This is a genomic window from Acinetobacter sp. ESBL14 (assembly GCF_036668815.1).
Lineage (GTDB): Bacteria > Pseudomonadota > Gammaproteobacteria > Pseudomonadales > Moraxellaceae > Acinetobacter > Acinetobacter gyllenbergii.
On the sequence record NZ_JAZEVS010000001.1, the window covers coordinates 366,962 to 380,076 of the forward strand.

Consider the following 13,115-nt stretch of genomic DNA (forward strand, 5'->3'; position numbering starts at 1 on the left):
CGTCCCCTTACACTTTGGCTTTGCTTGGGGAGGAGGGCGACTGCTGCAAGGTATTTTCTGTGGGTTCAACTTGCATACCATCACTGAGTCGGACTTGTCCTGAAACCACCACTTGGTCACCAGCTTTGACACCAGATTGCACTTCGACCCAACCTTGATGACGTTCGCCGAGTTCGACCGCAACACGTTGAACTGTCAAAGTGTTGTGGTCTTTTTTGACCAGAAACACGGTATTGCCATAGGCGGTATAGGTAATCGCTGTTTCAGGGATCACCAGACTCGGCAGATTGGCTTCCTGTATTTCCAGTTTTGCGTACATGCCTGGTTTTAACTGTTGATGCTGATTATTGAGCAGTGCCTGTCCCATCATGGTTCTGGATTTACTCACCATCGGATCAATCGCACTCACCACCGCAGAAAAACTTTGTTCAGGAAAGGCATCTATTTTCAGTTGAACGGCTTGGCCGGTTTTTAAGCGTGCAGCCAGTTGTTCATCCAGTGTGAAATTGGCAAGCAGTTGCTGTGTATCGACCAGATTGGCAATACTGCTGCCTGCTTCCAGATATTGCCCTTGATGCACTTGGCGAATCCCGATTACACCAGAGAAGGGCGCACGGATGGATTTCTGTTCAATCAGGGCTTGTAGTTGCTGGATTTCAGCACGGGTCATATCTCGATCCGCCAATGCCGTATCCATTTCAGCGCGTGAAATAGCATTGCTATCAATCAGTTGTTTGGTGCGGTGATAGGCCATTTCGGCCTGTTTGAGTTTGGCTTGTAGCCGCCCTAAATTGCCTTGCTCGACATTGGTTTTTAGTTGAACCAGTAATTGTCCCTTTTTGACGTATTGTCCTGATTGAAAATAAATCTGTTCAATCACGCCTGTGGTTTCCGCAGACACTTGCACTTGACGTACTGCTTCTAACTCACCAATACTGGACAGAATACGGGGCGTGACTTGTTGCTTGACGGTGGTCAGCGCGACCTTGACCGGTGGATAACGATAGCTGGAAACATGCTCGGCTGTGCGGGATTTAAAATAAAAATAAGCAGCTACAGCAATGATGATTAACATGCTGATGATCAGCACAATACGCAGTTTGGTTCTCATGCGATCACTCCAACATCTTGAAGCTGTTGACGAAAATGGCTGGCAATCGCAATGCCGATTAAACCTCCAATCACTGAAATATGTTCAAGTGCAAAATACAGCGAGATTTGTGCTTGTACCCCTGACATATTCCAAAAGCGATGTACCAGTACAATCGTAATCACTAGAAAAACAGACAGCAGTGCAGCACCTAACCAGAGGTAGCGATCAAATAAAACACTGTAACTGCCCACCAGTAAAATCAGTGCCGAGGCATAATTAAACAGCCAAGCGGGTTCTAAACCTGCCGCTTGCATTTCTTGAAAGCCTGCATCGACATCCAGCACTTTGCTGAGACCTGAGCTAAAAAATAACAGTGCCAGACAACACCGGCTAATGATCCATAACCATTGACTTTCTAAACTTGATTTAATGAAGTACGGCATAGGCGTATTTCCTGAGTAGATTCAGACTGACTGCTGAAAAACATTAAAAATGAATTGCTTAATTGCATTTGATAATGCAGTGCCAAGCAGTCTAAAACCTCAAGTTATATTGAGGTCAATGGGGTGAGCTCGAAAATTAAAGTCTGGAAAAAGGCATTTTTAGCAGGAGTGTCAGCACAATTTGTGTCGATGCTTCTGCATTTTTTATGGAGCTGAGCTTAAGCAAATGGCTTGTTTTTGACTCATGATGGGAGGCTTTAAATTGACAAACTACTTTGCCATAAACTATAAAACCTAAAGTAATCTTGAGATATTGAACCATGACACCCGAACGAAAAATTGATATCAATCGGATGCTGACGGTTGGGGAAGTGGCTAAACGAAGTGGTGTCGCGGTTTCAACCTTGCATTTTTATGAGTCCAAAGGATTGATTAAAAGTATTCGAACCAATGGCAATCAACGTCGTTATCCTTTGGCTGTGCTGCGCTATATCGGAATTATTAAGGTTGCGCAAAAAGTGGGCATTTCATTGGAGGAGATTAAAAAAGCGTTGAGTGTTTACCCGATAGGCAGCAAGTTAACGGCGGAGCAGTGGGCAGAATTATCCACTTGTTGGCGTAAAGATTTGGATGAGCGAATCCAGAAGCTGACTCGTTTAAGAGATGAAATGGATTGGTGTATTGGCTGTGGTTGTTTATCTTTGGAACAATGCCGTTTGCGTAATCCAGAAGATATCCTGGCAGAGCAGGGCTCAGGTCCGCGTATTTTAGAGCGCGAGGATGATTCAATCATAGAACTTTAATTTATTGAAAAATAATAATTATAAATAGCATTTAAGCTTAGCTCTAGGAGACTTTAATAGCATCACCAAAATTGTCTATTGGGGTGAGCCACGTAATCTGACGTTATCGCTACGTGCAAGATTCTAAGCCATAAAATAATAGGAATTTGTTGAAATAAAAATCAGGGCATATCGCTCAGGATATGCTTTGATTAAAAATAATAAAAATGAATTGAGTAGAATTCTCGTCTTTGTACAGGTGACATTAACTTGATCGGGAATTCATCGTTAAATTAAAACAAGCGCTATTATTTTTTTGTTTCAAGCAACGCTAATGTCCCAATAATTAAAGCCTGCATACTGTCCATAAATTCGACCTCCATTTCAGCCTCTTCACTGGCACGGTCTGGTGCTTGAGTGGGTGCTTTCCCTGCCACCGTATAGATCGTATCCGCCACAGCAATACAGTGAAAGGCGATGGTGGAATTGAGCCAACGGGCTTGATCAAGCGACAACGAGTAGGCTTGAGCAACGACTTGGTGATGCGTACTAATTTTAGCCACCATCGATGGGGTGGAAGCCATTCTACGAATTAAGTAAGGCGTCAGTCCTGGGTTTGACTTTACCAGTTCACGAATAGAGTGCATGAATTCAAGCAGATAATCTTTGAGTGGCACAGCACGGGTTGCAGATGGTAACGGTATTTGCCATCGGGTGAAAATCTCTTCAGCAATCATGTACTTGAGTTCTTCAAGGCTGGAAATGTGTTTGTACAAAGCCATATGGCTGATCCCCAAAGCCGCAGCAACGCCGACAAAGGTGATGTTGAGTAAACCGATCTCAATACCTGCATTCATGATGCGCTCATGTGTAATTGTCCTTGGGCGTCCGCGTGCGGGAGATTTGCTGAGAGAGGTCATCTGTATTCCATAAAATTCAATTTTTTCATGTTGCCATGACAATGTTAGAGGGTCAAATCGTTTACTTTATTTAATTAGTTTACTACAATGCAACTAAATCTATTGATATTAATTCTCATTTGTATTTATGGGAGGTTGCTGCTTGTTGGTATGAAGGATGAGTGGCAAAACTTGAATGAAAAAATGAGCAAACACAGGATTGATGCTGCTATGTGTGCAAGTCGTGTAGAACAAGTTCGGCCCCAAGATTCCAATCCTTTAAATTTCATATTGAAGCCAATACGTGGGTATTTAGTTTTAGCCTCATTGACTGCGGCACTGGGGGCGATGTTAAGTTTGGTTCCTGTGATCGGTGTTGTTTATCTGGTCAAAGCACTTTCAGTCGATATCAGCATTCTAGAGACCGGACAAATCACTGCCGATACCGTCACATGGATTGTGCTGGGAATATGCTGTTTGCTGATTGGTATGCTTTTGATCACGTTCAGTGAGTTCATTGCTCATTTGGCTGACCATAAAATTACTGGTTTATTGACCCAGAAAATTACCCAACGTTTGACTCAAGTTCCGTTGGGTTGGTTTACCAGTCGAAACTCTGGCGAAGTGAAACAGCTGATGCAGGATGATATTGGTTTACTGCATAGTTTAACGGCACATTTTTTTCCAGCATTTGGTCGAGCCATTGGCACGATTTCAATCGCTGCCATTTTTCTATTCATGATGGATTGGCGTATGGCAATTTTAGCCTTATTGCCATTTGTGGGCTTTTTCTTTTTCTTAGGCAAAGCTTTACATGCTAGTGAAAGCAATATTCAGGAGTTTGCAACGCAGCTTGGTCATATTAATAGTGCTGCGGTTGAGTTTATTCATGCAATTCCAATTGTAAAAACTTTTGGTCAGATGGGACAGGCCTCTGCTTCTTATCAACAAGCTGTGTATTCATTTGCTCAGGCCTTTAAATCCTTTACTCGTCCACTAATAAAGTCTATGGCACATGCGCACGCGCTCATTTCACCGATTACTATTTTGGGTGTCGTGTTGATCTGTGCTGCTTTATTTACTTATTTAGGTTGGTTACATCCGCTTGATGTACTGCCTTTTGTGCTGGTTGCGCCAGCGATTTCTGCGCCTGTGCTACTGCTGCATACCTTGTTGCACGATGTGCATGCCAGTCAGGGGGCGGCACAGAGGGTATTAGCACTATTAAAAACACCCATATTAGATGTTGTTTCACCGCAGCAATCCTCGCCAATTCAGGACAGCCAGATTTGTTTTAATCAGGTGAGTTATGCCTATGATGCAAAGCATCCTGTGGTTTCTCAGCTGAATTTTTCGCTTGAGCCTAACACTGTTACTGCAATTGTTGGACCTTCTGGGGCTGGAAAGTCAACCATTGCCCAATTGTTATTACGATTTTTTGATCCAACTGAAGGGCATATCACATTGGGTGGTGTTGATCTTCGGGAAATTGCGCCATCTGTGCTGTATCAGCATATTGGCTTTGTGTTACAGGACACACGACTGATTCATGCCAGTATTGCGGAGAATATTGCACTCGGGCGTTCGGCTGCGACTCAGGCAGAAATTGAGCAGGCTGCAAAAGCTGCAAATATACATCAACGTATTATGGCCGAAGCCAAACAATATGCTGCGATTGTGGGTGACGATATTCAGCTATCGGGTGGTGAACGGCAAAGAATCGCGATTGCCCGTGCAATTTTGTTGAATTCACCAGTACTGGTTTTAGATGAAGCAACAGCAGCAGCAGATGTCGAAAATGAAATTGCCATTCAAGAGGCACTTGCAGTTCTGGCACAAGGGCGAACGGTTTTAGTGATTGCACATCGTTTGAATACGATTATGCATGTAGATCAGATCATTGTGCTTGATCAAGGCAAGGTGATTGAACAAGGGACACATACCACACTGTTAAACAACCGAGCCTTGTATGCCCAATTATGGACGCATACAGAAAAACATGCCTCACGCTTACAGGGAGTGGAGACATGCTAAAAACTTTTTCTCGATTACTGGGCGATGACATAGCTATTTTTTATCGTTACATCGGCATCACTGTATTCTATGGCGTGATTTGTGGTGTGAGCATTCTGCTATTGGCCTCTATCTTGTCACAATTATTGCTCGGACAGTTTGATCAAATTATGCTGTGGCTGAGTGTATTGGTGATCATTGTTATTCTCTGTTGGTTGCTCCGACGGATTGTAGAGCAGATGGGCATACAGGTGGGGATTGCCGTTTTAGAGCGTGCGCGTTTGGGTCTTGGCAACCATGTCGCTGGCTTAGCGGTGGGCTGGTTTAATCCGCAAAATACGGCAAGTTTTAATCATCTGGTGACGCAGGGCATGATGTCTGTGGCGCAACTGCCTGCACACGTTTTTACCCCCTTAATTACAGGCATAGTTACGCCACTGATTATTGTCATTGCTTTATTGGTGACCCATAGCCTGCTTGGATTGATCGCACTCATTGCAATTCCTGTTATGGTCGTGGTGTTCTGGTTAAGTTCAAAAATTGCGCATCATAGCGATCAGGTTTATCAACAAAGATTTGCTGAAACAAGTCAACGGATGGTGGAATTTGCACAGGCTCAATCGGTTTTTCGTGCCTTTAATGGAGAATGCGATAGCCAGCGATTTTTAGACGATGCAATCAAGCAGCAACGTCGCTCAAGTCTCAAACTCATCATATTGTCATCTTGTGCAGCCGTTTTAAATATCTGGGTGATTCAAGCTGTTTTCATCTTGATGTTGATGACGGTAGTGTTCTGGTTGCCGTTTCAAGCCGTTGATACCACCACCGTGGCTGCATTTGCCAGTCTGGGTATTTCTTTATTATTGATTTGCCGATTTGTTGATGCCTTGCTTGAGCTTGCTGGTTACAGCGAGATTTTACGTCATGCCAAGAGCCAACTTGAGGCAATACAAGCTATTTTAAATGAACAACCCTTGCACGAATCCCATGCTGTTCAATCCTTGTGTGATCACTCGATTGAATTTAAGGATGTCTATTTCCGCTATCAAGATGATCAGCCTTATGTATTACAAGGCGTAGATCTACAAGTTGCCTCTGGCGGTATGACCGCACTGATCGGGGCATCAGGTTCAGGTAAAACCAGCTTAACTAAACTGGTTGCCCGTTTCTTTGATGCAAACCGAGGGCAGGTTCTGATCGGCGGTGTCGATGTAAAGCAATTGCCTTATACGCAACTGATGGGGCAGATCAGTCAGATCTTCCAAGAAAATTATCTGTTTGCAGGCAGTATCGGAGAGAACATTCGGATGGGTAACCCGAGTGCAACAGATGATCAAGTCATGCAGGTGGTTCAGCAGGCGGGAATCGCAGAAATGCTGGCCCGTTTGCCTGAGGGGCTCAACACGCTGGTTGGTGAAGCAGGTGTGCGCTTATCTGGCGGTGAAAGACAACGGATCGCAATCGCCCGTGCTTTGATTAAAGATGCGCCGATTCTTTTGGTCGACGAAGCAACAGCGGCTTTAGATGCCGAAAATCAGGCCATCATCTGTGAATTGTTGAATCAGCTACGCGGTCAAAAAACTATTTTGGTGATTGCACATCAGTTGGCCACGGTCGCTGCTGCAGATCAGATTATTGTGTTGGATCAGGGGCAGGTCGTTGAGCAGGGAACCCCTCAACAATTACGTTTGACGCATGGGCATTATTCACGTTATTTGCAGCAGAGCCAGATGATTAAAGGGTGGCAGATTGGACAAAGCCCTCAAGTTGCGGGACAACAGCAATGCCCTTGATTTTGGTAATCAGCTTTTGTCTGCTGTGTATCCTTTCACTGTTGATTGGTGCTCAGCAGCTAGAGTGGTCTGCATTGTTTAGCCAGTCCAGTGATGCTTGGCTGACCTTGACGGCGAGTCGAATCCCTCGCTTGCTTGCCATTATTTTGACTGGGGTTGGTCTATCGATCTGCGGTGTAATTTTGCAGCATGTTGTGCGAAATCGCTTTGTTGAACCTGGTACAACAGGAGGGTTAGATGCAGCAAAGCTTGGCATTCTGATCTCCTTAACACTAATTCCGACAGCAACGGTCATTATGAAAATGATTTTTGCAATGTTGTTTTGCTTGTTAGCCAGTGTGCTTTTTATTGCAATCATCCGTGGTATTCGATTTCGAAACACCGTATTGATTCCAGTTATTGGCTTGATCTATGGCAGTGTTCTGAGTGCATTGGCTGAATTCTATGCCTATCAAAATAACATTCTACAAAGTATGCAAGCTTGGCTACTCGGTGATTTTTCCCGTGTAGTACAAGGCCATTATGAAATCATTTTCATTATTTTTCCGGTGGTCGTATTGACCTATGTCTTTGCACATCGTTTGACAGTGCTTGGTATGGGCGAGGACATGGCAACGAGTCTTGGTCTTGGCTATGCAAGCACGGTGACCATCGGTTTGTTTTTGGTGGCAATTACCATTTCAGTCACGGTCATTACCGTCGGTGCCATTCCTTTTGTTGGCTTGGTGATTCCAAATTTGGTGGCATTAAAATATGGAGAGAATCTCGCCAAAACATTGCCGATCGTGGCACTGAGTGGCGCTTGCTTACTGCTCTTTTGCGACATTATTGGACGCAGCATGCTCTATCCCTTTGAAGTCCCGATTGGACTGACCGCTGGTGGTGTCGGTGGTCTGGTCTTTCTCATGCTGATTTTGAAAGGGCTTCGTACATGAACAACAATAAAAAGTTGAGTTTGATTATTGTCATGGCGACTGGGTTGGCGATTGCATTTGTGTTTATGGATTCAGGCTTTGATTTTGACCATGTTATTCCTAAACGTCTGTTGCGGCTGGCTACGATCATATTAGGCGGCATCTGCGTGGCATTTTCCTCGATTATATTTCAGACCCTAGTCGGCAACCGTATTTTAACGCCCTCCATTATGGGCTATGAAGCGGTTTACTTGCTGTGGCAGGTCATGCTGCTGTTTCTGATGGGAACGCAAACATTGTCTTGGTTTGGAGTAGAGGGGCATTTTTTTGTCTCGATCTTGGTCATGCTGCTTTATTCATGGCTGATACATCGGTGTTTACTGACACATGAGCAGATGGATGTGTTTCAACTGTTGCTGATTGGTTTGGTATTGACCATGGTGATAGGCACTGCAACACAGTTTGTTCAGCTCAAAATCAGCCCCGGAGAATTTTCTGTTTTTCAAGCTTTGAGTTATGCCTCATTTAATCGTGTACAACCCACAACACTGATTTATGCCACCCTGATTGTATTGGTGATCTTTTTATTATTACGCAAAAGGTTAGCCACTTTAGATGTCTTGGTTTTAGGGCGTGAACAAGCGATTTCTTTAGGGATTGATCATCATCAAGCCATGCAATTTTATCTGGCATTGATTGCGTTATTGGTTGCAATTTCGACCAGTTTAATTGGTCCTACCGCATTTATGGGTGTATTTATTGCCAACACAGCCTATGCGCTTGTGGGCACGTTAAAGCATAAATTTAGCTTGATGGCGGGAAGTGTCATCGCAATTAGCATCTTTCTTGTTGCTCAGATCTTGGTTGAGCATGTTTTTAATTACAAAACCACGGTCAGTATTTTGGTCAATCTGGTCTGTGGTATTTATTTCCTAACACTGATGCTTCGTGCCAGAGGTCTGACATGATTAAAATTCACAACCTGCATAAATCGTATGGCAATAAGCCTGTCATTACCAAGCTCAATCTTGAATTCCCAGCACAACAAATCACCTCGCTGATCGGTCCGAATGGTGCAGGTAAATCAACCTTACTGATGATGATGGCTCGGTTATCTAGACCTAATCATGGTGAGATCCTGTTTAAGCAGAAAAACATTACTGAGATCAAGATTGCAGAATATGCCAAGCACGTTGCCACGCTGCGCCAATCACCTGATTTTAAGCTACGAATGACGGTTGAAGAATTAGTGGCATATGGCCGATTTCCATATAGCCACGGCAAGCTGACAGCAACAGATCAAGATCAGATTGATGAGGCGCTTCAATTTTTAAACTTGGAAACACTACGCAGATCTTATCTGGATGAATTGAGCGGTGGGCAGCGACAAATGGCTTTTTTAGCCATGACCATCGCACAGCAAACCGATGTACTGCTCTTGGATGAACCTTTAAACAATTTAGATATGAAGCATGCGGTTCAGATCATGCAAGCCTTGCGGCGTTTGTGTGACGAGCAGGGGCGTACGATTATTTTAGTCATACATGATATCAATTTCGCAGCCAATTATTCAGATCATATTGTCGCATTAAAGCACGGCAATCTTCGTTTTAGCGGTTCAACTCAACAAGTGATGACAGAACAGCGCTTAAGCGATCTGTATGAACTTGATTTTGAAATTAGCAACAGCACACGCGGCTATATGTGCAATTACTTCAACTCAGCTGGAGTTTGAAAATATGAAAAGAAATATCAAATTATGGGGGCTGGCAGGTGCAGTGAGTGCTGCAATTTTACTGTCAGCATGTCATCCACCACCGACGGCATCGACGCAGACTGAACAAAAAAGGGAAGCTCCGCTTATTGTCAAACACCAATTGGGCACAACACGGATTGAGTATTATCCGCAGCGTGTTGCGGTGCTGGATATGAACGAAGCGGATTTTCTCGATCAACTTGCTGTTCCGATCGCAGGCATGCCTAAAGATTTTATCCCGCACTTCCTGCAAAAGTATCGGGATCAACACAATGTGCAAGACTTAGGGTCAATTGTACAACCTAATATGGAGCGGATTTATACGCTTAAACCCGACCTTATACTGATGACGCCATTGCAAGCAGATAAGTATAAACAACTAAGTGAAATTGCACCGACACTGCACTATGACATTAATTTTAATAATAGTCAGCAACATCATATTGAAATGATTAAAGCTCATTTACAGACGTTGGGGCAGATTTTTAATAAACAGAAATTAGCGGCTGAAAAAGTTGCTGAATTAGATGCCAAAGTTGCACAAGTACGCACAATAACCGCGGATCGCCCTGAAAAAGCCTTGGTGGTTTTACATAACAATGGCGCATTTAGTCATTTTGGGGTGCAGTCACGTTATGGCTTTGTCTTTAATGCTTTGGGGGTAAAGCCTGCCAGTACAGTGGCTGATACCAGTTTGCATGGACAGCCGATTTCCAGTGAGTTTATTCAACAGGCTGATCCCGACATTCTATTTATTGTAGACCGAACTGCGGTGATGGAACATCGAGCCTCGATCAATGCTGACAATGTTAGTAACCCCTTATTACGTCAAACCAAAGCATGGAAAACTGGAAAAGTCATTTTTGTAGATGCCGATGCTTGGTACACCACAGCCGCGAGTCCGACCGCGATGCATATCTTGATCGATGATGTGATCAAAGGATATCAACCATGAGGCAATAATTTAACGCATCCCGTTGTGAGGCTTGCTTCAGTCTAAAGCCTAAACCACCGATTGAAATCTTCTTGATGAACATACTTTTTTAATCAAAAAAAGTGTGTGGTCTAAAGTCATGCTCAAAAAAAGCCAAAGGAGCTTAAAACCATGAAAAATTCAATGCCTGACCCAAGTATCCGTATATCTAAACAATGTGGAAATGATCATCCTCAATTTAAATTAAAACATTTGGTTGTCAGTCAAATCATGCTGGGTTTGGGGTTATTTCCGCTGACTCCATTGCATGCTGAGGATTTAGAAAAAACCGCACAGACAGATCAAAACATCGCGACCTTAGCCACCATTCAGGTTCAGGCCGATAAAGAAAACCAGAACGATTTAGGCGGGCAAATTGCATCGCAAGGCCAGATTGGTTTTTTAGGCGATAAAAGCTTGCGGGACACTCCGTTTAGTGTCATCAGCTACACCGAGAAATATATTGCTGATCGGCAAGCACGGGATATTACTGATGTGATTGTTGCGACTGATCCCTCTGTCTATTCAACGGGTGCTTTTGGGGTCATCGCGGAAAGCTATACCATCCGAGGTTTTAACTCCAGCAGTACGCCCGCAGGTAAAGATACTGCTTTTGGAGGTCTATATGGTATTGCTCCGCTTTACCGTGCATCGCCTGAAATGTTTGAACGGATTGATGTATTAAAAGGACCTTCGGCGATGTTAAATGGTATGCCACCTGGCGGGACATTGGGGGGCAATGTCAATCTTGTGCCTAAGCGGGCAACGGATACACCAATCAATCGATTGACCACAAGCTATATGTCTAATGCTCAATTTGGTGGGCATCTGGATATCGGTAGACGCTTTGGCCAAGATCAGGCCTTTGGTGTTCGATTCAATGGTGTTTATCGGGATGGTGAAGGTGCAATAGATGATCAAGATAAAAAGACGCAATTAATGTCTTTGGGACTGGATTGGCGAGGTGAGCAAGCGCGAATTTCAGCAGATCTATATACCAGTCAAGATCAGAATGACGGGATCAATCGTGGGGTCACACTGAAAACTGGGGTGAAGGTTCCCAAGCCACCCAATCCTAAAACCTTATTAAATCCAACCTGGACTTTTTTTGACACCAAAGATAAGGGAATCATGTTACGAGGGGAATATGATTTCAACCCTGAATGGATGGGATATGCCGCCGCAGGCATGAGTAAGACCGAATACAGTACTTTGGGTGCAGCAAAAGGCGAAATCCAGAATGAAGCTGGAGATATCCTGTTTAACATTGCGCACTTAGGTTTTGAATACGAACGCAAGTCAGCAGAAGTGGGGCTACGTGGGAAGTTCAATACAGGTAATATTGGGCATGCTCTATCCCTCAATGCAACACACTATCGAGAGCTTGATGATGAGTTCGGGATTCGTCAAGGCTTTAAAACCGACCGCTTAACCAATATCTATCACCCCAATTGGGGTGCAAAGCCAGATCGAGCTGCCATTGCTCCGATCTTTAGCAACAAAGAACGTTTAACCAGTTATGGTCTAGCCGATACCCTATCTTTTGCCCAAGACCAGCTCCAGCTGACGTTAGGTATACGTCATCAAAATATCGTTACGGAAAGTTTGAACGCAAATGGCATACGGAACCTAAATGGTCTATATGATAAAAGTGCATGGACACCCGCTGCAGCGATATTGATCAAAGCCAATCCTCACCTTTCCTTTTATGCCAACTATATTGAAGGTCTAAGTTCAGGTGGCGTTGCATCTTCAAATTTTGAAAATTATGGTGAAATTTTTTCACCCTATAAAACCAAACAAAAAGAAGTCGGGCTTAAATTTGATGTCGAAAGCTTTAGCAGTAGCTTGAGTGTGTATGAAATTACAACACCGAGTGGTTATTCGACTCCAAATCAGGACAGCAGTAAAAAGCCGATTTACTCTATTGATGGTGAGCAGAGAAATCGTGGGATTGAATGGGGATTTTGGGGAGCACCTTTACAAGGACTACGTGTGATGGGGGGCGTAACTTATATCCAGCCTAAACTGACCAAAACACAAAACCCAGATGAGCTTGGTAATATGGCAACAGGTGTACCTAAGCTACAAGCAAAATTAGGTTTAGAAGGGGATATTGACTATGTACCAGGTCTGACTTTAACCGCAAATGCAACTGCTGCCTCTAAACAATATATCAATCGTATCAATACGATTTCAGTTCCTGGCCGAGAGGTGTATAGCATTGGGGCACGGTATTCAACTCAGATTGCTCAGTTTCCTGTGACATTTCGTGGAAGTGTAGAAAACCTGACCAATCAGGCCTATTGGTCGATGCCTCAATTTACCAGTTTAATGCTAGGCGCACCTCGCACATACTTATTCTCGGCATCTTTTGACTTTTAGTTATTGAAAGCTCAAAGACAACATAATTGAGCGATGTATATGATGTATATATTGTCGGTTGATA

11 protein-coding genes are annotated in these 13,115 nt (G+C 43.7%); 8 read left to right on the forward strand and 3 right to left on the reverse strand.

Annotated features, from left to right (window positions below):
* Window positions 1–7: 7 nt before the first annotated feature.
* Complete coding sequence (locus tag V6E90_RS01810) at window positions 8–1,111, reverse strand: efflux RND transporter periplasmic adaptor subunit (protein WP_332604337.1); 1,104 nt, start codon at window positions 1,109–1,111, stop codon at window positions 8–10.
* Window positions 1,108–1,536 carry a DoxX family protein gene (locus tag V6E90_RS01815; RefSeq protein ID WP_262757368.1) on the reverse strand — a complete coding sequence of 143 codons (429 nt, stop codon included), beginning with the start codon at window positions 1,534–1,536 and terminating at the stop codon, window positions 1,108–1,110. The genes V6E90_RS01810 and V6E90_RS01815 overlap by 4 nt, the downstream gene beginning before the upstream one ends.
* 320 nt (window positions 1,537–1,856) lie before the next feature.
* Here V6E90_RS01815 and soxR point away from each other — a divergent pair, with 320 nt between their 5' ends.
* Window positions 1,857–2,339 (forward strand): redox-sensitive transcriptional activator SoxR, encoded by a 483-nt coding sequence (gene soxR, locus V6E90_RS01820; protein WP_332604338.1) that lies wholly within the window; start codon window positions 1,857–1,859, stop codon window positions 2,337–2,339.
* 287 nt (window positions 2,340–2,626) lie between these two features.
* Here the strand turns inward: soxR and V6E90_RS01825 are convergent, their stop codons facing one another.
* On the reverse strand, window positions 2,627–3,238 hold the full coding sequence (locus V6E90_RS01825) for a TetR/AcrR family transcriptional regulator (RefSeq protein WP_332604339.1): 612 nt from the start codon (window positions 3,236–3,238) through the stop codon (window positions 2,627–2,629).
* A 210-nt stretch (window positions 3,239–3,448) separates the two neighbouring features.
* Here V6E90_RS01825 and V6E90_RS01830 point away from each other — a divergent pair, with 210 nt between their 5' ends.
* The 7 genes from V6E90_RS01830 (at window position 3,449) to V6E90_RS01860 (ending at window position 13,051) form a co-directional block, all read left to right on the forward strand.
* Window positions 3,449–5,251, forward strand: a complete 1,803-nt coding sequence (locus V6E90_RS01830) for an ABC transporter ATP-binding protein (protein WP_442881252.1) — start codon at window positions 3,449–3,451, stop codon at window positions 5,249–5,251.
* The gene (locus V6E90_RS01835; protein WP_332604341.1) at window positions 5,245–7,023 is read left to right on the forward strand and encodes an ABC transporter ATP-binding protein; all 1,779 of its coding nucleotides are present in this window, start codon (window positions 5,245–5,247) and stop codon (window positions 7,021–7,023) included. The genes V6E90_RS01830 and V6E90_RS01835 overlap by 7 nt, the downstream gene beginning before the upstream one ends.
* Window positions 7,014–7,958, forward strand: coding sequence for an ABC transporter permease (locus tag V6E90_RS01840; RefSeq protein ID WP_332604342.1), 945 nt, complete (start codon window positions 7,014–7,016; stop codon window positions 7,956–7,958). Before V6E90_RS01835 ends, V6E90_RS01840 begins: the two co-directional genes overlap by 10 nt.
* On the forward strand, window positions 7,955–8,905 hold the full coding sequence (locus V6E90_RS01845) for an iron chelate uptake ABC transporter family permease subunit (RefSeq protein WP_332604343.1): 951 nt from the start codon (window positions 7,955–7,957) through the stop codon (window positions 8,903–8,905). The genes V6E90_RS01840 and V6E90_RS01845 overlap by 4 nt, the downstream gene beginning before the upstream one ends.
* Window positions 8,902–9,672 carry an iron ABC transporter ATP-binding protein gene (locus V6E90_RS01850; protein ID WP_332604344.1) on the forward strand — a complete coding sequence of 257 codons (771 nt, stop codon included), beginning with the start codon at window positions 8,902–8,904 and terminating at the stop codon, window positions 9,670–9,672. Before V6E90_RS01845 ends, V6E90_RS01850 begins: the two co-directional genes overlap by 4 nt.
* A gap of 4 nt (window positions 9,673–9,676) precedes the next feature.
* Window positions 9,677–10,648, forward strand: coding sequence for a siderophore ABC transporter substrate-binding protein (locus tag V6E90_RS01855; RefSeq protein ID WP_332604345.1), 972 nt, complete (start codon window positions 9,677–9,679; stop codon window positions 10,646–10,648).
* Between the two features lie 150 nt (window positions 10,649–10,798).
* Window positions 10,799–13,051, forward strand: coding sequence for a TonB-dependent receptor (locus tag V6E90_RS01860; RefSeq protein ID WP_332604346.1), 2,253 nt, complete (start codon window positions 10,799–10,801; stop codon window positions 13,049–13,051).
* Window positions 13,052–13,115: the final 64 nt, after the last annotated feature.